This is a genomic window from Leifsonia sp. 10N434 (assembly GCF_056394405.1).
Genome location: NZ_JBFTHV010000001.1, coordinates 859,974 through 881,036, shown reverse-complemented (window position 1 = coordinate 881,036; position 21,063 = coordinate 859,974). Strand labels below are relative to the sequence as shown.

The window sequence follows — 21,063 nt, the reverse complement described above, 5'->3', positions numbered from 1 at the left end:
GCCAAGGTTGAACGTAGCGTTTACTACTTAGGCAGATAGTTCGCTGTAAAGCTATAAACCCGAAGGAGCGACGATGTCGTCGAACGCAGTCATCTTGGAGATGCGCGCGATCACCAAGGAGTTCCCTGGTGTGAAGGCTCTCGAAGATGTCTCCCTCACCGTGAAGGCCGACGAGATCCACGCGATCTGCGGCGAGAACGGTGCAGGCAAATCAACTCTGATGAAGGTTCTCTCGGGTGTGTACCCGTACGGGACCTACAGCGGAGACATCGTCTACAACGGCGAAGAGATGCGCTTCAAGGACATCAAGTCCAGTGAGCAGCAGGGCATCGTCATCATTCACCAGGAACTGGCGCTCATCCCGGAGCTCTCGATCACCGAGAACATCTTCCTCGGCAACGAGCCCGGCCGGAGAGGCGTCATCAACTGGCAGGAGGCCAAGACGCGTGCCGTCGAGCTCCTCGCCCGCGTGGGTCTCACCGACGACCCCGACACCCCCATCAAGAACATCGGCGTCGGCAAGCAGCAGCTCGTCGAGATCGCCAAGGCGCTCAACAAGTCGGTGAAGCTGCTCATCCTCGACGAGCCGACCGCCGCCCTGAACGAGGCCGAGTCCGCCCACCTCCTCGACCTGATCCTCGGACTCAAGTCCAAGGGCATCAGCTCGATCATGATCTCCCACAAGCTCAACGAGATCGAGCGCGTCGCCGACGAGATCACGATCATCCGCGACGGCCGCACGATCGAGACGCTCAACGTGAAGGCAGACGGCGTCGACGAGGACCGCATCATCCGCGGGATGGTCGGCCGCACGCTCGAGAGCCGCTTCCCGGAGCACACGCCGAACATCGGCGAGAAGTTCTTCGAGGTGAAGGACTGGGTCGTGCAGCACCCGCAGATCACCGAGCGGCTCGTGGTCAAGAACTCGAGCTTCTTCGTGCGTCGCGGCGAGATCGTCGGCTTCGCCGGCCTCATGGGCGCCGGCCGCACCGAGCTCGCGATGAGCGTGTTCGGCCGCTCCTACGGGAACTTCGTCTCCGGCGAGCTCTACAAAGACGGCAAGGAGATCCAGGTCCGCAACGTCAGCGAGGCCATCGACGAAGGCATGGCCTACGTGAGCGAGGACCGCAAGGTGCTCGGCCTCAACCTGCTCGACGACATCAAAGAGTCCATCGTCTCGGCGAAGCTCAAGAAGATCTCGAAGTTCAACGTCGTCAACGACGAGGAAGAGCACAAGGTCGCCGAGGAGTACCGCAAGAGCCTCCGGATCAAGACCCCGGATGTCGACCGCGGCGTCAGCACCCTCTCCGGTGGAAACCAGCAGAAGGTCGTGCTGGCCAAGTGGATGTTCACCGACCCCGACCTGCTCATCCTCGACGAGCCCACCCGAGGGATCGACGTCGGCGCGAAGTACGAGATCTACGGCATCATCCAGCAGCTGGCCTCGCAGGGGAAGGGCGTCATCGTCATCTCCTCCGAGCTGCCCGAGCTGCTCGGCATCTCCGATCGCATCTACACGATCTTCGAGGGTCAGATCACCAATGAGCTTCCGATCAGCGAAGCAACCCCCGAAACACTCCTGAAAAGCATGACATCCGCCGCGAAGAGGCCCGTTACGAAGGGTGCATCCCACTCATGACCACACAGATCCCCGAAAAGAAGAAGTCCGGAGGAATCCGCGACCTCGGCAAGATGTTCGGCGGCGGCCAGTCCACCGGTCGCCAGTTCGGCATCCTCGGCGCCCTGGTCGTCATCATCATCTTCTTCGAGATCCTCACCGGCGGTAAGACGCTCGAGCCGGTCAACCTGATCAACATGGTCAATCAGAACGCCTACGTTCTGATCCTCGCCATCGGCATGGTCATGGTCATCATCGCCGGGCACATCGACCTGTCCGTCGGCTCGGTGGCGGCGGTCGTCGGCATCATCGTCGCCAAGTCGATGAACGACTGGCACGTGCCGTGGCCGCTCGCGATCCTGCTCGGCCTGGTCATCGGTGTGCTCATCGGCGCCTGGCAGGGCTGGTGGGTCGCCTACGTCGGTGTCCCCGCCTTCATCGTGACCCTGGCCGGCATGCTCATCTTCCGTGGCCTGAACCAGCTGATCGGCAACGCGAACACCATCCCGGTGCCCGACGGCTTCACCTACATCGGCGGCGGCTTCCTGCCCGACTGGGGACCCGACTTCGGCTACAACAACTCGACGCTGCTGCTCGGACTGATCATCGCGGTCGTCATCGCCTACATGGAGATCCGCCGCCGCCGCACCCAGACCAAGATGGGCTCGGAGAAGGCGCCCCTCTGGGTCAGCATCTTCAAGGTGGTCATCCTCGACGCGGTCGTCATCTACGCCGCCTTCCTGTTCGCAGGCGGCCGCATCGGCACCAGCTTCCCGGTGTCGGGCGTCATCCTCGGCATTCTCGTGATCCTGTACTCGTTCATCACCCGCAACACGATCTTCGGACGCCACATCTACGCGGTCGGCGGCAACTGGCACGCGGCCGAGCTCTCCGGCGTCAAGATCAAGCGCATCAACTTCTTCGTGATGATGAACATGTCGGTGCTCGCCGCGCTTGCCGGCATGATCGCGGTCGCCCGCTCGATCTCGTCGGGCCCGCAGGACGGCCTCGGCTGGGAGCTCGACGCCATCGCCGCTGTGTTCATCGGTGGCGCCGCCGTCTCCGGTGGTATCGGTACCGTCGCCGGGTCCATCATCGGTGGTCTCGTCATCGCCGTCCTGAACAACGGCCTGCAGCTGCTCGGTGTCACCTCCGACAAGGTCCAGATCATCAAGGGCCTCGTGCTCCTCGTGGCGGTCGGCGTCGACGTCTACTCCAAGCGCACGGGAGGTCGGTCGCTGATAGGCCGGTTCAGTCGCAAGGAACGCGAGGCCGCGGCCGTCGGGGCCGACCAGCCAGAGGTCCTGCCGACCGGCGACTCCGCCGAGGCGAGCAGCCGCTCCCTCTCCCACTAGAACTTCGTTTCTGCACCACAACACAACAATCCCTGCACCATCCATAAAGAGAAAGTGAAAGTACACATGCGCAAAATCGCACTCGCGACAGTGGCCGTCGCTGCTGCCGCCGCGCTCGCCCTGTCGGGCTGCTCGAGCCGTGGGTCGGGTTCCGACTCCTCGGCCGCCGGCTTCGACAAGGGCGCGACCATCGGTGTCGCCCTCCCGACTAAGACGTCGGAGAACTGGGTGCTCGCCGGTGACCTGTTCACCAACGGGCTGAAGGACGCCGGATTCAAGGGCGACGTGCAGTACGCGGGCGCTTCCGGTGCTGTCGCCGACCAGCAGTCGCAGATCCAGTCGATGATCACCAACGGGGCCAAGGTCGTCATCATCGGTGCCGTCGACGGTGGCCAGCTGGCCGCTCAGGCGAAGGCTGCACATGATGCAGGCGCCAAGGTCATCGCGTACGACCGCCTCATCCTGAACTCGCCGGACGTCGACTACTACGTCGCGTACGACAACGAGAAGGTCGGCGAGCTGCAGGGTCAGGCCCTGCTCGACGGCATGGCCAAGAAGTACCCGGGTAAGAAGAACTTCAACATCGAGCTCTTCTCCGGTTCGCCCGACGACGCCAACTCGGCCGTCTTCTTCAACGGCGCCATGAAGGTCCTCCAGCCGAAGATCGACGACGGCACCCTGAAGGTCGTCTCCGGTCAGACCGACATCAAGCAGACCGCTACCCAGGGCTGGCTGCCGGCCAACGCGCAGACCCGCATGGACACCCTGCTTGCCAAGAGCTACGGTTCGACCGAGCTCAACGGTGTGCTGTCGCCGAACGACACCCTGGCTCGCGCCATCATCACCTCGGTGAAGGGTGCAGGCAAGCCGGTCCCGACCGTCACCGGTCAGGACTCCGAGGCCGAGTCGGTCAAGTCGATCATGGCGGGCGAGCAGTACTCGACCATCAACAAGGACACCCGCAACCTGGTCAAGCAGGCCATCGCGATGGTGACCTCGCTCTCGAAGGGCGACAAGGCGGAGACCAACGACGACAAGTCGTACGACAACGGCAAGAAGGTCGTTCCGGCCTTCCTGCTGAAGCCGGTCATCGTCACCAAGGAGAACGCGGCCGAGGCGTACGCCAACGACCCGACCCTCGAGCCGCTGACCAAGTAGTCAACGACTCACCGTCTCGCTGAGACGACGAGCGGGCCGGATCCCTTCGGGGGTCCGGCCCTTTCTCTGTCCGGCGAGTGGCTCCGCGGTGCGCGGCCGCCCGCACACGAGTAGGGCCGGAGCGGATGATTCCGCTCCGGCCCTGGTCACCCCCCGGTGTCCCCCAGCTGATTGCTGACTCTCACGTTATGGCCAGGTCGCTCGCACCGGCATCCGGGCTGGCACGGATCTTTCTCATCCGTTGAAGGGCAGCGAACGCAGGAAAACACGCCGTGCGACCATGCGTCCGCCGCCCCTCAACGAAAGAAGACTCGAGCCGTCTGAGAGGATCGGGAGAGTGAGGCGAGCAGACGGAAGCGCGGGCGACGCGGACTACGGAACGATCGGACGCGGCTACACGTACTACCGTCGGCCCGACCCTGCGATCGAGTCGGCGATCGTCGAAGCACTCGGTGATGCCGCGACCGTGGTCAACGTCGGAGCGGGCGCCGGCTCCTACGAACCGCGCGACCGAGCCGTGACCGCGGTCGAACCCTCCGCCTCGATGCGAGCACAACGGCCCGCCTCGCTGCCGGTTGCCCTGGATGCCACAGCCGAGCAGCTCCCGTTCGCCTCCGGTTCCTTCGAGGCGGCCATGACCACGTTCTCCGTGCACCAGTGGGGAGACCTCGCCGCTGGGCTGGCCGAGCTGCGACGGGTGGCGACCGGCCCGGTCGCCGTACTCACCTGCGATCCGGATGTCCTCGACCGGTTCTGGCTCGCCGACTACGCGCCCGAGGTGATCGAGACCGAAGCGCGACGCTATCCCCGGCCCGCGCTCATCGCTGAGCTGCTCGGTGGGGAGACCACCGTCACGACGGTGCCGATCCCGCTCGACTGCACCGACGGCTTCGGTGAGGCGTACTACGGACGCCCGGAGCTGCTGCTCGATCCCGGCGCCCGGCTGGCGAACTCGGCATGGAGCTTCGTGGGACCGGAGGTGGAGGAACGGTTCGAGCGCCGCCTGCGCGACGACCTCGCATCCGGAGCCTGGGACGCCCGGTACGGCGCCCTGCGCACCACGCCGGAGTTCCTCGGCTCCCTCGTCCTCATCGTCGCGCGCCCCTCAACGTGAGAACGTTGCCTCAGGCATGCTCGGCCGGCTCGGTGCGGCGGAGGATCTGCGCGACCGACCGTGGGAAGACGAGGAGCAGCAGCACCAGCAGCACGAGCACGACGCAGGCGGCCGTGATGGCCGCGGTGCGGTTGAGGGTGACGTCGAAGATGAAGAACACGACGCCTGTGGTGAGCACCGCGACCAGAGCCAGCGTCGCGCGCAGCAGGATGTTCGCGATCACCACCGCCCGCACCTTCTCGTGGCGACGGAAGAGCTGACGGTGCAGCGCCACGGGGGCGAGCGCGAGCGCCGTGCACGCGGCCGCGATCACCACGAGCGCCAGGTAGAAGCCGACCTGAAACGTGTCCAGCTCGTGGAACCGCTGCTGGAACACGATCGAGAGCAAGAACCCGCTGATGATCTGGGTTCCGGTCTGGGTCACCCGCAACTCCTGAAGGATCTCGGCCCAGTTCCGGTCGGCGCGTTGGGACGCGCTCTCGTCGCGTCCGTCGGTGGGGTCGATGTCGATGCCTCGGCCCGTCGATTCGGCCATCACTGCCTCCCGGATGTCGTGCGCTCCATCGTGCCCGCCGCTGTCCGTCTGCGCAATGAGGCGCGGTAGAAGCGGACGAGGTCGGCGGCCGGAGGGCGGCGCCGGTCCATCGTGGTCGCATCCGTCCGCTTGGCGGCGAGGTGGTGGCGCCATGACTCGGCCGCGCAGCGGTGGTCCCAGCCGGCGGCGGCAGCGGCCTCGAGCGTGCGGCACCAGCCGATCAGTTCGCGCCCCTCGGACCGCGCCGCCCACGTGACCACCCGGAACCAGACATCCGGATGATTGGGGTCACCGAACGCGAAGCGGCGCACGACCGCATACGGCGTGTCCATCGCGCCCTGCCGCAGCAGCCACTCCGACGCGTGCGCGTTGGCGACGGGATGCCACGGGGCCACTGCTCTCCTTCATACCTGGTGCGCAGCCCGGCCCGCTGCACTCACAGAGTACGAACGGCCGCCGACACCCGGCGTGCGCGAGCGGCCCGATCCGCCGAGCGGTGCCGAATGTCGCTCATTCGGCGAGAATGGGCGACATTCCGCACCTCTCGCGCGGAGGGGTTGTTGTCAGGGGATGAGCCGGATGAGTGCGGCGACGACGGCCGCGGCGGGAACGACCACGATGAACGGGACGCGCAGGGCGTAGAGGGCCGCCGCGATCGCCAGGGCCGGGATGCGCGCATCCAGCACGAGCCCCTGGCCGGCGCCGAACGTCTGCACGCAGATGAGAGCGGCGAGGAGTGCCGCGGTGAGGAGGTCGCTGATCCGCGCGACCGTCGGATGGTCGAGTGCCCTCGGCGGCACGAGCCAGCCCACCGCTTTCAGGGCGAGCACCGCGATCGACGCGAGCAGGATGATGTTCCAGGTCGTCACGGCTCCACCTCGCGTTCCATCGGGATGGCTTCGGGATGTGGGGGGTCCGATCGCGCGCCGAAGAGGTTGAGCGCGCCGATCACGATCGCGACGGCCGCGGCGGCCAGCACCGGGAGCCCAGGGGTGAGGAACGGTGTGAGCAGCGTGGCGACGAAGCCGGCCGCGACGGCGACGGCCTGGGTCTGGCGCGCCTTGAGCCGCGGCCAGAGCAGGCCGAGGAAGGCGGCCGCGGCAGCAGCATCCAGCCCGTAGGCCTTGACGTCGCCGATCAGGTTGCCGAGGAGGGCGCCGGCGAGGGTGGTGAGGTTCCACCCGATGTAGACGACGAGGCCCGTCGTCCAGAACCCGATGCGCTGGGCGCGCGGTTCTGTCTGTGCCGTGGCGACGGCCGTCGACTCGTCGATCGTGAGCTGGGTGGCGGCGGCGCGGCGCCAGAATCCGGGTCCGATGATGCGGGACAGCCGCAGCGCATAGAACGAGTTGCGCACGCCGAGCAGGGCTGCGCCGGCGATGGCCGAACCCCCGGCCGCGGTGCCGCCCGAGGCGAGCACGCCGATCAGCGCGAACTGCGAGCCACCGCTGAACATGAGCAGGCTGAGCACGCAGGTCTGCCAGATGTCGAGTCCGGATGCCGTGGCCAGTGCGCCGAACGAGACGCCGTAGGCGGCCGTCGCGATGCCGACGGCCCAGCCGGAGCGTGCGGCGACGCGCTCGGGTCGGCTTCGGCTCATCCTCCGACGATACCCAAACGGACGACGGCTCGGCGGTGGGCAGGTCGGCGACGCCGCCTCCGGGCGGTCAGGCGAAGAGGCGGGAGACGAGGTCCTCGGCGGTCTGGTCGGTGAGCGTCCACGGCTGGAAGATCACCCGGTAGATGATCGGGGCGACCACATGATCCACGATGTCGTCGGGGGTGATGCCCGCTGCATCCGCTCGGTCGAGGAACATCGTCGCCTCGAGGCGGCGATTGCGCAGGCAGTCCGACTCCCGGTCGCCGGCATTGGCGGCGCCGCCGCGCAGCAGCGCGGCGTTCACGGGCTTGCGATAGTGGGCGACGATCTCGCGCGCCCACTCGGTGAGGTCGTCCTGCAGGCTTCCGCTGTGCGGCAGCTCACGCTCGGGGTCGAGGTGGTAGGTGGCGATGTCGTTGATGAGGGTGGGCAGGTCTCCCCAACGGCGGTAGATGCTCGTTGGGTTGACGCCGGCCCGCTCGGCGACGAGCGGGACCGTGACGCGATCGCGGCCGCGCTCCTTGACGAGCTCCTCGACCGCCGTGCGCACATTGTGGATGACCGCGGCGCTGCGTCCACCCGTACGTTTCGCCCCTGTGGTCTGGGTTTCCATGCCTCGATGGTACGCCCGGAATGAATTAAAGCAAAATATGTTGCTTTAATTCAGCGGCGGGTCTAGCATCCCTAAAGCAATCGGATTTGCTTTTAGTGTCTGCTCTCAGGAGGGGAAGATGTCAACAGCCGCAGAAACAGGCTCCATCGCCGCCGTTCGTCCCGCGCGTCGCACGCTCCGGCCGATCGCCGCGTTCGTCGGCGCCGCGCTCGCGTTCGTCGGCGTGACCTTCGCCGCGGGCGCCCCCAGCCCGCTGTTCGTGCTCTACCAGCAGCAGTGGGGCTTCCCCGACTGGGTACTGACCGGCGCCTTCGCGATCTACGCGATCACCCTTCTCGTGACGCTGCTGATCGCCGGTTCCCTGTCCGACCACATCGGTCGCCGACCGGTGCTGATCGGAGCGCTCGCGCTCGAGATCGTCTCGATGGTGCTCTTCCTGTTCGCCCGCGACATCGGGTGGATCATCGTGGCCCGCGCGGTGCAGGGCGTGGCGACCGGTGCGGCGACGGGAACCTTCACGGCCTCGATCGTCGAGCTCGCTCCCCAGCGCCACAAGAAGCTCGGGGCGGTCATCGGCGGAACGGCGCCCATCGGCGGGATCGCACTCGGTGCGCTCGTCACCGGCATCGCCGTGCAGTTCACCGCGCAGCCGACGCTCCTCATCTTCACCGCACTGGCGCTCGTCTTCGTCGCCGGGATCGTCGTGGTCGCCTGGTCCGCCGAGACGGTCGAGAGCCGCCCGGGAGCGGTGCGGTCGCTCATCCCGCGCCTGAACGTGCCGCGGGCCGCGCGCCGCGAGTTCACGGGGTCCATCCCCGTGCTGGCCGCGACCTGGATGCTCGCCGGCCTCTTCCTCGGGCTGGCCCCGTCGATCGTGCACGGGGTGTTCCACATCGACAGCGGACTGGTCAACGGCCTCATCGTCGCCCTGCAGCCGGCGGTCGGCGCGGTCGTCGGGTTCCTGCTGAGCCGGGTGCCCGCTCGCCTCGCGATGATCACGGGCATGGCCGCGGTGATCGTCGGCGTGGTGCTCGCGACGGTGGCGATCGCGGGCGGGGTGCTCTGGCTGCTGTTCGTGGCCGCGGTCTTCGGCGGGGCGGGCTTCGGTGCCGCGTTCTCGTCGAGCCTGCGCATCCTGGCTCCGCTCGCCCCGAACGACCAGCGTGCGGAGCTGTTCGCCGCCGTGTTCCTGGTGAACTACCTGGCGTACGGGGTGCCTGCGCTCGTGGCGGGTGAGCTGATCGGGATGGTCGGGCTGTTGCCGTCGGTGATCGGGTACGCGGTGGCGATCGCGGCGGTCGGAGTGGTGGCGCTGGTGACCCAGCTGGCGCTCGCACGTACGGACCGCGCGGCCCGCGCGGCCGGCCCGGCGATCGCCGCCACGGTCGTTGCTGCTGCATCCCGCTGCCCCCGCGCTGCCGCCGACTGAGGCCGGGCGTCGTTTGCCACTTGTGGTGGTTACATTGCCTGGATGACCACATCAAGTGGCAAACGACGATCAGGAGAGGCGCTCGGCGCGGCTGGGCCGCGCTCAGGCGACGTCGATGAGCGCCTTGCCGACGAGGCCGTTCTCGACCGCGTCGTGCGCGGCGGCCGTGTCCGCCAGCGTGAAGCGCGTGATCGGCAGGCCGTGCTCCGTGCCCACCGGCAGAGCGCCGTCGGCCAGCGCCGCCGAGACGGCGCGCACCGCAGCCGCCTTCACCTCGGGCGGAGTCGTGTAGGTCAGCACGAACTGGAACCGCAGGTTCTTCGACATGCTCGGCCGGGTGGGGATCGTCACCCCGGGGGAGTCCGCGCCGTCGGCGTAGATCGCGATCGAGGCATCCGGTGCCGCGACGCGCACGTCGAGCTCGGCGTTGGCGGCCGCATTGACCTCCACGATGATGTCCACGCCGCGCGGAGCGAGCGCGCCGATCGCCTGGGCGGCATCCGAGTCGCGGTAGTTCACCACGTGGTGGGCGCCGGCGGCGCGCGCCAGTTCCGCTTTTTCGTGACTGCTCACGGTCGAGACCACGGTGGCTCCCGCCCAGACGGCGAGCTGGATGGCCGCATGCCCGACCGCGCCTGCGCCCCCGGCGACGAGAACGGTGCGGCCGTCGAGCGCGCCGGGCGCGAGCTCACCGGGTGAGTTCTCATGCACGGTCAGGGCGCGGTGCGCCGTGAGTGCCGGGATGCCGAGCGAAGCCCCGACGTCGAAGCTCACGTCGTCGGGCAGGCGGACCACCTGACCGGCCGGGACAACGGCGAGCTCCTGGGCCGTGCCATCCGGACGCTTGTAGGCGGCGTCCCACACCCAGACGCGGTCGCCGACGGCGATGCCGCTCACGCCGTCGCCGATCTCGTCGACGACGCCGGCGCCATCCTGGTTCGGGACCTGCGGCTGGGGGAGCTCCGCCTCACCGCTGCCCTGTCGCGCCTTCCAGTCGGTCGGGTTCACCCCCGAGACGTGGATGCGCACGCGCACCTCACCCGCGGCGGGATGCGGCTCGTCGCGCTCGCCGAAGTGGAGGACGTCGGAGGAACCGGTGGACGAATAGGTGACAGCCTTCATGCTCCCAGCCAACCACCGCTGAGGGAGAACTGTTCCGAAAATGCGGGCGGGCGTTCCGAAAACGTTCAGTCCGTCAGCCGGGAAAACACGATCCCGGACTCGATCGGCGAGCCCGGGATGGTGTCAGGCATCCGGCCCCCACGTGTGTCGCCCGGAATCATTCGGTCCGACGTGCGCCTGGATGCGATGACACCAGGGTAGCCAGGCTCGCGCGCGATCGCGAGGGGGATGACTTCCCGGCCGTGTCAGGGTACGGGTCGGTCGGTGGTCATCCGGTCGCGCAGCCCCCGGAGCTGATCGGAGCGGTTCTGACCGAGGACAGAACGGGGCGGAGCTCGGCCAGGGAGAGCGCGTAGCCCGTGTCCGGGTCGGCGGTCGAGCGTGCGAAGACGACACCGGCGACCCTGCCGGAGGAGTCCAGCAGCGGGCCGCCCGAGTTGCCGGGTCGCACCGATCCGCGCAGCGAGTAGATGTCGCGCTCGACGATGCCGCTCTGGTAGATGTCGGTGCCGCGAGCGTTCAGTCGGTCGCGTACGCGCTGCGGGCTCACCGTGTACGGGCCGTTGCCGGGGTAGCCGGCGGCGTAGGCCTGGGCCCCCGCGGTGAGGTCGGGGCCGATGTCGAGCGCGGGCGCGGTGAGGTCGGTCACGTCGAGTACGGCCAGGTCGCGCTCCGGATCGAAGGCGGTGAGCGTCGCGCTCTCGGGACGGTCGGTGATGGGGTCGCGGACGACGATCGAGGAGGCGCCCGCGACGACGTGGGCGTTGGTGACGACCCGGCCGCGGGACACCACCCAACCGCTTCCCTCCGAGTCGACACCGCAGTCCGGCTTGGAGGCGAGCACCGTGACCACCGAGTTCTCCGCGCGGGCGACGGCGGCCGGCACCGCCGTGCTCGGCGGCTGAGCGGTCTTGATCGACTCGCCGCCCTCGAACACCTTGGGCAGGCCGGCGTCGGCGAGCACGTCGTCCACGGCGCCGAGCACGGTCGACGACGGAACGGGCGCGACGCTGTCGAGCGTGGCGACGACGCGCGACGAGTTGGCGGCCTGGACGACCGTCGCGATGTTGGTGGCGAGCGCGAAACCGGCGAGCAGCCAGACGACGACGGCCCAGGTCAGCAGGCCGAAGACGGAGCCGATCAGAGAGTCGAGCCACCGGATCGGACCGTGCCGCAGCACCTTGCCGATGACGGATGCGAGTGTCACGGCGATCGCGTAGGAGACCGCCGCGCACGCGAGCACGACCAGGGAGGCGATGACCGACCGCTGCATTACGCTGGTCCAGCCCATCGACGCCAGCCAGGCTACGGCTGCGGGCGCCAGCGCCAGACCCGCCCAGAGTCCGAGACCGAGACCGACGAGAGAGGCGGCGGCCTTGATCGCGCCATTGCTCCAGCCCGCGGCGATCGCGGCGACGGCGAGCACGATGAGCACGACGTCCACCACGATTTCCACGTGGCCACCCTGCCCCATCTGGCTGGGGGAGTGCTCAACCTCCGGTGTGGAGTCCTGGTGTATCCGCTGGACCCCTTCCGTCGGCGCGCGGGTGGGGATACCGTTCATCGCCACGGTCGATGGGCCGGCCGTCCAGGCCGCCCCGGCACAGCCGCGGCGACTCAGCCGCAGGAGAGGATCACTGATGAGCGATGAGCAGAACCGTCCCGATCTCGACGAGGGCGAGCGCGAGATGACGAGCGCCGACTTCACGGCATCCGATCCGGAGCACGGCCAGGAGTCCGAACCGTCGCAGCAGCAGCACCACAACGCCGAGACCGAGGAGGACACGGCATCCGGCGGCGCGCCGGATTAGGCGATCGACCGGCTCAGAGGCGGCCGTCCTCCTCGTCGCCGTCGTCGACGGCCGCCGGATCGGGGAGGCTCGCCGGAACGATGTCCGGGTCCATCTGGTAGTCCGGAATGGGTGGCTGCGGGGTCTGGGCGTCCTTGTCCATGGGCTGAACGTACGCTCCTCGACGGATCGCCGAAAGCCCCTGTGTCGCGGATGACGCCCCGCGTACCGTGCGCCGCATGTCCGATCAGCTCACTTTTCAGAATCCAGTCGACCGTTACCCGTCCGTCGATGCGCCCGAGCAGCAGCAACCGGCGCCAGGCCTCGACGAAGAACTCACCCCCACCGCCGACCGCGGTGAAGAGACCTACCGGGGCACCGGACGGCTCGAGGGCCGTCGTGCCCTCATCACCGGAGGCGACTCCGGGATCGGCGCTGCGGTGGCGATCGCGTTCGCCAGGGAGGGTGCGGATGTCGCCATCGCGTACCTGCCCGACGAGGAGCAGGATGCCCGCGCCGTCGTCGAGCTCATCGAGAAGAGCGGCAGCACGGCGGTCGCCCTGCCCGCCGACATCACGACCCCGGATGCGTGCCGCGCGCTGGTCGGTGACGCCGTCGAGGCGCTGGGCGGCTTGGACATCCTGGTCAACAACGCCGGCAAGCAGCAGTTCTGCGAACGCCTCGAAGACCTGAGCGACGAGCAGTTCGACGAGACGTTCCGCACGAACGTCTACGCGATGTTCTGGATCACGAAGGCGGCCCTTCCCCACCTGCCCGCCGGGTCGTCGATCATCAACACCACGTCGGTCCAGGCGTATCTGCCGAGCGAGATCCTGGTCGACTATGCCACCACGAAGGCCTCGATCAACACCTTCACGAAGGCGCTCGCCTCGCAGCTCGCCCCCCGCGGCATCCGGGTGAACGCGGTCGCTCCTGGACCGATCTGGACGCCGTTGCAGGTGTCGGGTGGCCAGCCGAAGGACAAGCTCCCCGACTTCGGCGAGCAGACGGCGCTCGGCCGGGCGGGTCAGCCGACCGAGCTGGCGCCCGCCTACGTGTTCCTGGCGTCGCCGGAGTCGAGTTACGTGGTCGGCGAGACCCTCAACGTCAACGGCGGCATGCCCACCCCCTGAGCCGGCGCGCGCATCCGAGCGCGCACCCGAGCTCGCACCCGCGCTCGCACCCGAGCTCGCACCCGCGCTCGCACCCGAGATCGAGTCGGGGAGAAATCACGTGGATCGGCCGAGAACCGATACTTTTCCCCGACTCGATCGCGGGCCTGGATGCGCGGGCCTGGCTGCGCGGGCAACGCCGCGCGGTGACGCGCGCGAGCGACGCGCGCGGGTGACGAGCGCGGGCGACAAGCGCGTCGGCGCTCAGTCGCCCGACGCGCCGCCCGACGCGCCGCCCGAACCGCCGCCCGAACCGGACTCGCCGCCTGACGCCCCGGCCGCGGGACCGGCCCCGGCCCCGGGGCCGCCCGCCGGCGGCTTGCGCCGCGCCGTGAACACCACGATCAGCACGCCGGCGATCGCGAGCACGACGATCCCGATCGCAATGCCGATCACGAGCCCGAGGTTGCCGGAGTCACCAGACGCGGTCTGCGTCGGCACCGCGGATCCGGCCGTCTCGGTCGGCTGCGCGCCAGGGGTCGACGACGCAGAGCCCGTCGGCGATGCAGTCGAGGTCGACCCGCCGCTGCTCCCGCTGCCCCCGCCGGCCCCGCACACTGCGGTCTCGCTGCCGCCCGCCGCGGCCGCCCCGGCGGGCGGCTGGTACACGAACTTCACCGTGTTCGACACCGTGTGCCCGTCGGCCGAGACGATCTGGTAGGTCACCGTGTAGTCCCCGGCGCCGCCGAGGGCCACGGGCGCGGTCACGACGGTGTCGGCGACGGTCGGGCATCCGGTCTCGAAGTGGCGTACCGCCGAGCCCGAGCCGGGTCCGGTGACCGTCACGAGGGTGCTCGCGCCGTCACCGGAGAGATCGATCACCCGGTCGTTGAACGTGAGCGTAACCGTCTGAGGTGGTGTCGTCACCGTCGACCCCGCGGCAGGGTCGCTCGACACGAGATAGTCGTGCGCGGATGCCGCGGCGACGGGCGCGAGCGCCAACGCGAGCGCGCCGAGAGCGACGGCGGATGCGGTCAGCAGTCGCAGGCGCATCAGGCGCCTGCCTGTCCGCGCGAGCGACGCGTCACGGCGAACACCGCGACGACCAGGGCGATGGCTCCCAGCGCCAGTCCGGCGATTCCGAGTCCGATCGCGACGGCATCCGTGATCCCATTGGACGCGGCGGTGGGAGCCGGGGCGGGCGTTGCGGTGGCCACCAGGGGGCTCTCATCGCCGGCCGGCACCGGGTCGTTCACGTAGAGGGTCGGCGCCGGGTGCTCGGGTTCCTTGCCCGAGGCTGGCGTCGCCTCCGTCCAGTCGACGACGGTGCCGTCGGAGTAGGTCTGGTGGGTCGGCAGCGCGAGACTGCCGACATCCGGGACCGCTCCCGCGGAGATCGTGAACTGCTGGAACTGGCCCGGTGCGATCGATACGCCACTGCCCGCCGTCCAGGTGACGCGCACCGGCGCCTCGGTGATCGTGCCGCCCTCCGCAGTAACCGGCTTGGAGAGTTTCTCGGTGTCGACGGTCGTCGTCCAGCCGGCGATCGGCAGGTAACTGACCGAGGTGAACGGGTGGTCGGTGGGCAGGTCGACCACCAGCTTGACGGTGCCCGCGGTCGCGGATTCCGTCGGAACCCGGAACGTCAGCGTGGTGTAGCTGCCGGGCGTCGCCTGGTCGGGGTCGACGTGCACGTGGGCGCTCGCGGCGAGCGGGGCGCCGAGGAGGAGCAGGGCGGTGGTTCCTGCCGCGATGGACGCGGCGATGGTGCGTTTCTTCATGGGGATGTCCTGATCGAAGTCGTTGGGTCGAAAGCGGATGCGCGTGCGCGCGATCACCGACGGCGCGACCACGGCACCCGTGGTGGCGCGCGTCAGAACGCGGCGACGGCGACCGGTGGACCTCGATGGCGCAGACGCCCGAGCGGGATGCCGAGCTCACGCAGGTGCACGGGTTCGGTGTCGACCGTGGCGATCGCCGAGGAGCGCGGCACGACCGGAAGGCTTGCGAGGCTCTGAGCGGCCAGCGCAGCGCGTGTCAGCCGGGCGACGCCCATCCTGGCGGTGTCGCGGAGCCCCCAGAACGCCCGCTCGCCGAAGCGCAGCGCGATCACGGTGACGAGAACGGCGGCCGCATGCGAGAGCCACATCGCCGGATCCGACGGAAGTATTCCCATGTCGGCATGTGCGCCGGCGGCATCGCTGATCGACATCGTCAGCTGCGACCCGGAGTGCAGGTGCTGCATGCCGCCGGCCTGCATGCCGCCGGCCGCGGTGAACGTGGCCGTGCCTCCGCCGAGTCCGAAGAGCGCGTGGAAGAGCAGCTGACTGAGGACGACCGAGATCGTGAGGCGCCAGAGCGAGAGGCGCCGCGTGGTCAGGGCGATCGACGCGATCGTCGCGAAGGCGAGACTCAGTGCGAGGGGAACGGGCCCGGGGGCCGCTCCGCCGCCGGCCACGTGGAACAGGGCGGCGACGAAGATGGCGACGCCGGACGCGAGCAGCCCGCGCAGCACGCGAGCCCATCTCGATCCCATAGTGCGTCCCTCCGTCGGCCGTTCTCGACCGTGGTTCGTAGCAAGTCTAGGAGACGGATGGGGTGACCACGGGGCCGCTCAGTGCAGCAGCCGCTGCCAGTCCTGCGGCACGCGGCCCTCGGGCCCGGGCGCCGGCTGATCGAGTGGATGGTGCTGCGGCGCCGCCAGGTCCGGCCCGTCGGAGAGCTGTTCGGTCTCGTAGTCGTAGAACCACGTCTCACCGGGCTCGAACGAGCGGATGACGCGGTGACCGGTCTCGCGGAAGTGCGCAGTCGCGTGCTGCGAGGGTGAGCTGTCGCAGCATCCGACGTGACCGCACGAGGCGCAGCGTCGCAGGTGGAACCACCAGCCGTCGGTCTCCGTGCACTCAACGCAGACGGGTCCACTGGGCGGGACCGCGGGGTCGATCGACGTCGTTTCGCTCATATCCCCCATTGTGGTCATCCGCCGAGCCGAGCGCGAGACGGTATGTATCCTACGAATGCCCGGAGCCGTGGAAGGAGGCCGCATGCCGAGAGGAGCGAACCTCCCCGCGATCGCCGCGTTCAACGACACGGTGGTGCTCGACGCGATCCGCCGTTCGGGTGACGGGATGAGCAGGGTCGAGCTGGTGGGAGCCACGGGCTTGTCGGCGCAGACCGTCTCGAACGTGAGCCGCCGGCTGCTCGGCCAGGGCCTGATCAGGGAGGCCGGCAAGCAGATCGATGGGCCGGGCAAGCCGCGGACCATCCTGCAGCTCGAGCCACGAGGCTCGTACGCCGTCGGGGTGCACCTCGACCCGACGGTGATCACCTGCGTGCTGCTCGATCTCGAGGGCTCCGTGATCGAGCACGTGCGGCGCCATTCGCCCGTCTCCGGCGACCCGGCCGAGACGATCGCCGCGGCCGTCGACGCGATCGGGGATGTGCTGAAGCGCTCCGGCGTCGACCGCTCGCGGGTGAGCGGTGTCGGCGTGGCCGCTCCCGGGCCGATCGACGTCGGAACCGGCGTCGTCGTGCGACCCCCGCTCGTGCCCGGCTGGAACGACCTGCACCTGGGCGAGGAGCTCACGGCCGCGACCGGCCTGCCGTCGCTGCTCGCGAAGGATGTCACGGCCGCCGCGGTCGGCGAGCGCTGGCGCGACCCGGCCGGCGCGAGCGGCAACTTCGTCTTCGTGTACTACGGCACCGGAGTGGGTGTCGGCATGGTGCTCGCGGGCGCGGTCTACACCGGCGCATCGCAGAACGCGGGCGACGTGGGTCACGCGATCGTCGACCCCGGGCTGGATGGCGCCCTGTGCGCCTGCGGTCGGCGCGGCTGCTACGGCGAATCCGTGCGGCCGTACCGTCTCGTGATGCAGGGCATCCGGGCGGGCGTGCTCCGGGCGCCGGGCGGCGCGCCCGTTCCGGATGGGGTCGACCTCGACCTCGACGTCGACACGGTGGACGAGCTGTTCACGGCGCTCACGCGCGCGGCCGACGACGGGGATGCTGCGGCGGCGGCCATCCTGGATCGCTCGATCCGGAACTCGGCGCTGTACCTGTCGAACCTGGCGGCTCTTCTCGACATCGATCGCGTGGTCTACGGCGGTCCGTCGTGGGCGCGGGTGGAGCGCCGCTACCTGGAGCAGCTGCCGGAGCGCCTGCGCGAGATCGACATGAGCATCCTGACGCACCCGGTGACGCTGGCCTCGAGTTCGGTCGGCGACGACGTGGCCGCGGTCGGCGCCGCCTGCCTCGTGCTCGACGCGACCTTCTCACCCCGCTGAGCCGACTCACCCCGCTGAGCCGACTCACCCCACTGGGGCGCGGGCACATCACCGTTCCGTAAATGTTCTGACAAAGTCTTGCAATGTAAATCAAATTGATTTATAAAATACGACTAGGGTCCGGCATCGAGGGCGTGAGCGCCCACCGGACATCGAAGCAAAGGAGCATCGATGAAACGCAGCAGGATACTGGCCGCCGTCGTGGCCGCGTCCACCCTCGTCGCTTTGGCCGGATGCTCGTCGTCCGGTTCCAACGACGGGAAGACCATCAAGGTCGCCTATCAAGACTTCGGATCCGACCTCATGAGCGTCTTCATGAACAAGGCGAAGAAGGGCTTCGAAGCGGCCAACCCGGGCGAGAAGGTCACCCTGGTTCCCATCAAAGCCGCCGAGAACGACTACTACACGAAGCTCGCGCTCATGAACCGCAGCGCGTCCACCGCCCCCGACGTGCTCTACGAAGACACGTTCCTCATCCGCTCGGATGCCCAGGCCGGCTACCTCGAGCCCCTCGACTCCTACGTGAAGAAGTGGGCCGACTGGTCGCAGTTCTTCGACAACGCGAAGGACGCCGGTAAGGGCGACGACGGCAAGATCTACGGCGTCTCGATGGGCACAGACACCCGCGGCCTCTGGTACAACAAAGAGATCTTCGCCAAGGCGGGTCTGCCGACCGACTGGAAGCCGAAGACCTGGGCCGACGTCATGGACGCGGCCAAGACGATCAAGTCCAAGGTCCCCGGTGTCACGCCGATCAACATCTTCTCCGGCAAGGCCGGCGGCGAGGCCAGCTCGATGCAGGGCTTCGAGATGCTCCTCTACGGAGCGAGCAAAGACGGACTGTACGACGCGAGCAGCGGCAAGTGGATCACCGGATCCCAGGCCTTCACCGACTCGCTGAAGGTGCTGAAGGACGTCTACCAGGGCGGCCTCGGCCCGTCGCAGGAGATCACCAGCGACACCAACTACCAGAACATCGTCACGAGCCAGCTGCTGCCAGAGGGCAAGCTCGCGATCAACCTCGACGGCTCGTGGGTCTCGAACACCTGGCAGTCCACCGGCGCCAAGCCGTGGGCGGACTGGAACAAAGTCATGGGCACCGCGCCGATGCCGACCCAGAACGGCGACGACCCGGGCAGCATCAGCATGTCGGGTGGCTGGACCCTCTCGATGGGCGCCAAGAGCAAGGCCAAGGACGAGGCGTTCAAGTTCATCACCTACGCCCTGAACAAGGACAACTCGCTCGACTTCGCCATCAAGCTGAGCCAGATCCCCGTTCGCAAGGACGTCGCGGCCGACCCCGCGTACGCCAAGGCGAACCCGACGTCGGAGTTCTTCTCGTCGCTCGTCGCCGTCACCAAGTTCCGCCCGGCGACCCCGGACTACTCGAAGATCTCCAACGGGATCCAGGTGGCCATGGAGTCGGTGATGACCGGTCAGCAGTCACCGGCTGAGGCGGCGAAGGCGTACGACGACACGGTCGTCGGCATCGTCGGGAAAGACAAGACGGAGTCGGAGTAGCTCCAGTGACGTCGACACTCGACGCCGTCGGCTCCGACGCGCGCGGCCGGGGAGGATCTCCCCGGCCGCAGCGCCCGGAGCGCACGGCACGTTCGCGCAGAATGGGCCGGTCCGTCGCCAGGGCCGTCCCGCTCGTCCCGGCCATCGGCCTGCTGGTCGTCTTCCTGGTCGGTCCCATCCTCGCGTCGTTCTACGGCTCGTTCACCAACTCGTCCCTGACCGGCTCCGCCGCGGCGGACACGGAGTGGATCGGCCTCAAGAACTACATCGACCTGTTCAACAGCCCCGACTTCCCGGTGGCGGTCGTGCTGACCCTGGTGTTCGTGATCGGTTCCGCCGTGATCGGCCAGAACGTGATGGGCATGGTGCTCGCCCTGCTGATGCGGCACGGCGGGCGTGTGGTCGGCGCCATCGTCTCCACCTTCGTGGTGGGCGCGTGGGTGCTCCCGGAGATCGTCGCCGCGTTCGCGTCGTACGCGTTCTTCAGCTCGAAGGGCACCTTCAACGCCATCCTGGCCGCGTTCGGGATCGCCGGCCCGGCGTGGCTGTTCGCCTTCCCGATGCTGGCGGTGATCCTCGCGAACACCTGGCGCGGCGCCGCGTTCTCGATGCTCGTCTACTCGGCGGCGCTGTCGGAGGTGCCGCCTGAGATCACCGAGGCGGCAGAGGTCGACGGCGCCAACGGGGTCAAGCGGTTCTTCCTCGTGACGCTGCCGATGATCCGCCGCAGCATCTCGACCAACCTCATGCTGATCACCTTGCAGACCCTCTCGGTCTTCACGCTGATCTACGTCATGACCGGCGGCGGTCCCGGCAACAAGAGCATGACCCTGCCGGTGCTGGCCTACCAGGAGGCGTTCAAGTTCTCCGAGCTCGGCTACGGCACCGCGATCGCGACCATCCTGCTCCTCGTCGGCGCGATCTTCGCCTTCGTCTACGTTCGCGCACTCAAATCGGAGGTGGACTGATGTCGTCGATCCGGCTGTCATCGCCCAGCGGCAAGGGCCTCAAATGGCTCGCCAACGTGCTGCTCATCGTCATCGGAATCGTGTTCGTGCTGCCCATGGTCTGGGTGGTGCTCGCCTCGTTCGACGGCGGTGCGACGCTCGCCGTCGCGTGGCCGAAGCAGTGGACGCTCGAGAACTTCCAGAAGGTGCTCACCCCCGAGCTCGCCTTCGTTCCGCTCTGGAACAGCCTGCTGCTCTCGGCGGGCTGCGCCATCCTGACGGTCATCGTGGCGGTGCTCGCCGCCTACCCGCTCTCGCGCTACCGCAACCGGTTCAACAAGCCGTTCCTCTACGCAATCCTGTTCGGCACCTGCCTGCCGATCACGGCGATGATGGTTCCCGTCTACAGCCTGTTCGTGTCGCTGAATCTGATCGACTCGCTCGGCGGGACCATCCTGTTCATGGCGGCGTCGTCGTTGCCGATGGCCATCTGGATGACCAAGAACTTCGTGGATGCCGTGCCGATCTCACTCGAGGAGGCGGCCTGGGTCGATGGTGCGTCGAGCATGAAGACGCTGTGGACGGTCGTGGTGCCGCTCGTGCGGCCCGGGATCGCCGTGGTGTTCATCTTCGTGTTCGTGCAGGCGTGGGGCAACTTCTTCGTTCCGTTCGTGCTGCTGCTGAGCCCGGAGAACCAGCCGGCGGCGGTCAGCATCTTCACCTTCTTCGGTCAGTACGGAGCCGTGGCGTACGGACAGCTCGCCGCCTACTCGCTCGTCTACTCCGTTCCGGTCATCGCTCTCTATGTGCTCGTCTCGCGGGTGCTCGGCGGTTCGTCGGCGCTCGCCGGGGCGGTCAAGGGCTGA

23 protein-coding genes are annotated in these 21,063 nt (G+C 68.4%); 11 read left to right on the top strand and 12 right to left on the bottom strand.

The window, feature by feature from the left end; all coding sequences use genetic code 11:
- The first annotated feature begins 73 nt into the window (after positions 1 to 73).
- From mmsA to AC1DB1_RS04180, 4 genes are all read left to right on the top strand, one after another.
- Entirely contained in the window at positions 74 to 1,639 is a 1,566-nt protein-coding gene (mmsA, locus tag AC1DB1_RS04195) for a multiple monosaccharide ABC transporter ATP-binding protein (protein ID WP_477199897.1), read from the top strand.
- Positions 1,636 to 2,973 carry a multiple monosaccharide ABC transporter permease gene (gene mmsB, locus AC1DB1_RS04190; RefSeq protein WP_271176573.1) on the top strand — a complete coding sequence of 446 codons (1,338 nt, stop codon included), beginning with the start codon at positions 1,636 to 1,638 and terminating at the stop codon, positions 2,971 to 2,973. Before mmsA ends, mmsB begins: the two co-directional genes overlap by 4 nt.
- A 66-nt stretch (positions 2,974 to 3,039) precedes the next feature.
- Positions 3,040 to 4,131, top strand: a complete 1,092-nt coding sequence (locus tag AC1DB1_RS04185) for a substrate-binding domain-containing protein (protein WP_271176574.1) — start codon at positions 3,040 to 3,042, stop codon at positions 4,129 to 4,131.
- Between the two features lie 337 nt (positions 4,132 to 4,468).
- Complete coding sequence (locus AC1DB1_RS04180; RefSeq protein ID WP_477199896.1) at positions 4,469 to 5,245, top strand: class I SAM-dependent methyltransferase; 777 nt, start codon at positions 4,469 to 4,471, stop codon at positions 5,243 to 5,245.
- 10 nt (positions 5,246 to 5,255) lie between these two features.
- On the opposite strand, the gene AC1DB1_RS04175 is transcribed toward AC1DB1_RS04180, so the two are convergent.
- From AC1DB1_RS04175 to AC1DB1_RS04155, 5 genes are all read right to left on the bottom strand, one after another.
- Entirely contained in the window at positions 5,256 to 5,780 is a 525-nt protein-coding gene (locus tag AC1DB1_RS04175; RefSeq protein WP_271176576.1) for a DUF6328 family protein, read from the bottom strand.
- Positions 5,780 to 6,175 carry a hypothetical protein gene (locus AC1DB1_RS04170; RefSeq protein WP_271176577.1) on the bottom strand — a complete coding sequence of 132 codons (396 nt, stop codon included), beginning with the start codon at positions 6,173 to 6,175 and terminating at the stop codon, positions 5,780 to 5,782. Before AC1DB1_RS04170 ends, AC1DB1_RS04175 begins: the two co-directional genes overlap by 1 nt.
- A 168-nt stretch (positions 6,176 to 6,343) precedes the next feature.
- On the bottom strand, positions 6,344 to 6,649 hold the full coding sequence (locus AC1DB1_RS04165; RefSeq protein ID WP_477199895.1) for an AzlD domain-containing protein: 306 nt from the start codon (positions 6,647 to 6,649) through the stop codon (positions 6,344 to 6,346).
- Entirely contained in the window at positions 6,646 to 7,380 is a 735-nt protein-coding gene (locus AC1DB1_RS04160; protein WP_477199894.1) for an AzlC family ABC transporter permease, read from the bottom strand. The genes AC1DB1_RS04165 and AC1DB1_RS04160 overlap by 4 nt, the downstream gene beginning before the upstream one ends.
- A gap of 67 nt (positions 7,381 to 7,447) precedes the next feature.
- A complete protein-coding gene (locus tag AC1DB1_RS04155) occupies positions 7,448 to 7,993 on the bottom strand; it encodes a TetR/AcrR family transcriptional regulator (RefSeq protein ID WP_477199893.1) in 546 nt (181 codons plus the stop codon).
- Positions 7,994 to 8,111: 118 nt separating this feature from the next.
- Between AC1DB1_RS04155 and AC1DB1_RS04150 the strand changes: the two genes are divergently transcribed.
- Complete coding sequence (locus AC1DB1_RS04150; protein WP_477199892.1) at positions 8,112 to 9,422, top strand: MFS transporter; 1,311 nt, start codon at positions 8,112 to 8,114, stop codon at positions 9,420 to 9,422.
- A gap of 102 nt (positions 9,423 to 9,524) precedes the next feature.
- Here the strand turns inward: AC1DB1_RS04150 and AC1DB1_RS04145 are convergent, their stop codons facing one another.
- Positions 9,525 to 10,544, bottom strand: coding sequence for an NADPH:quinone reductase (locus AC1DB1_RS04145; RefSeq protein WP_477199891.1), 1,020 nt, complete (start codon positions 10,542 to 10,544; stop codon positions 9,525 to 9,527).
- A 268-nt stretch (positions 10,545 to 10,812) separates the two neighbouring features.
- Positions 10,813 to 12,000 carry a MarP family serine protease gene (locus AC1DB1_RS04140; RefSeq protein WP_477199890.1) on the bottom strand — a complete coding sequence of 396 codons (1,188 nt, stop codon included), beginning with the start codon at positions 11,998 to 12,000 and terminating at the stop codon, positions 10,813 to 10,815.
- A 184-nt stretch (positions 12,001 to 12,184) separates the two neighbouring features.
- On the opposite strand from AC1DB1_RS04140, the gene AC1DB1_RS04135 reads away from it, so the two are divergent.
- The gene (locus tag AC1DB1_RS04135) at positions 12,185 to 12,355 is read left to right on the top strand and encodes a hypothetical protein (protein ID WP_271176584.1); all 171 of its coding nucleotides are present in this window, start codon (positions 12,185 to 12,187) and stop codon (positions 12,353 to 12,355) included.
- Between the two features lie 13 nt (positions 12,356 to 12,368).
- Here the strand turns inward: AC1DB1_RS04135 and AC1DB1_RS04130 are convergent, their stop codons facing one another.
- Entirely contained in the window at positions 12,369 to 12,497 is a 129-nt protein-coding gene (locus tag AC1DB1_RS04130) for a hypothetical protein (protein WP_271176585.1), read from the bottom strand.
- A gap of 76 nt (positions 12,498 to 12,573) precedes the next feature.
- Between AC1DB1_RS04130 and AC1DB1_RS04125 the strand changes: the two genes are divergently transcribed.
- Positions 12,574 to 13,467, top strand: a complete 894-nt coding sequence (locus AC1DB1_RS04125) for an SDR family oxidoreductase (protein ID WP_477199889.1) — start codon at positions 12,574 to 12,576, stop codon at positions 13,465 to 13,467.
- A 243-nt stretch (positions 13,468 to 13,710) separates the two neighbouring features.
- Here the strand turns inward: AC1DB1_RS04125 and AC1DB1_RS04120 are convergent, their stop codons facing one another.
- The 4 genes from AC1DB1_RS04120 to AC1DB1_RS04105 form a co-directional block, all read right to left on the bottom strand.
- The gene (locus tag AC1DB1_RS04120; protein ID WP_477199888.1) at positions 13,711 to 14,499 is read right to left on the bottom strand and encodes a copper resistance CopC family protein; all 789 of its coding nucleotides are present in this window, start codon (positions 14,497 to 14,499) and stop codon (positions 13,711 to 13,713) included.
- Positions 14,499 to 15,227, bottom strand: a complete 729-nt coding sequence (locus tag AC1DB1_RS04115; RefSeq protein ID WP_477199887.1) for a YcnI family copper-binding membrane protein — start codon at positions 15,225 to 15,227, stop codon at positions 14,499 to 14,501. The genes AC1DB1_RS04120 and AC1DB1_RS04115 overlap by 1 nt, the downstream gene beginning before the upstream one ends.
- A 92-nt stretch (positions 15,228 to 15,319) precedes the next feature.
- Positions 15,320 to 15,982, bottom strand: coding sequence for a hypothetical protein (locus AC1DB1_RS04110; protein ID WP_477199886.1), 663 nt, complete (start codon positions 15,980 to 15,982; stop codon positions 15,320 to 15,322).
- A 78-nt stretch (positions 15,983 to 16,060) separates the two neighbouring features.
- Positions 16,061 to 16,417 (bottom strand): UBP-type zinc finger domain-containing protein, encoded by a 357-nt coding sequence (locus tag AC1DB1_RS04105; RefSeq protein WP_271177127.1) that lies wholly within the window; start codon positions 16,415 to 16,417, stop codon positions 16,061 to 16,063.
- A 73-nt stretch (positions 16,418 to 16,490) separates the two neighbouring features.
- Here AC1DB1_RS04105 and AC1DB1_RS04100 point away from each other — a divergent pair, with 73 nt between their 5' ends.
- The 4 genes from AC1DB1_RS04100 (at position 16,491) to AC1DB1_RS04085 (ending at position 21,063) form a co-directional block, all read left to right on the top strand.
- Positions 16,491 to 17,729: an ROK family transcriptional regulator gene (locus AC1DB1_RS04100; protein WP_477199885.1), complete on the top strand. Its 1,239-nt coding sequence runs from the start codon at positions 16,491 to 16,493 to the stop codon at positions 17,727 to 17,729.
- A 171-nt stretch (positions 17,730 to 17,900) separates the two neighbouring features.
- Positions 17,901 to 19,250, top strand: coding sequence for an extracellular solute-binding protein (locus AC1DB1_RS04095; RefSeq protein WP_271176591.1), 1,350 nt, complete (start codon positions 17,901 to 17,903; stop codon positions 19,248 to 19,250).
- A gap of 5 nt (positions 19,251 to 19,255) precedes the next feature.
- Entirely contained in the window at positions 19,256 to 20,218 is a 963-nt protein-coding gene (locus AC1DB1_RS04090; protein ID WP_271176592.1) for a carbohydrate ABC transporter permease, read from the top strand.
- Positions 20,218 to 21,063 carry a carbohydrate ABC transporter permease gene (locus AC1DB1_RS04085; RefSeq protein ID WP_271176593.1) on the top strand — a complete coding sequence of 282 codons (846 nt, stop codon included), beginning with the start codon at positions 20,218 to 20,220 and terminating at the stop codon, positions 21,061 to 21,063. Before AC1DB1_RS04090 ends, AC1DB1_RS04085 begins: the two co-directional genes overlap by 1 nt.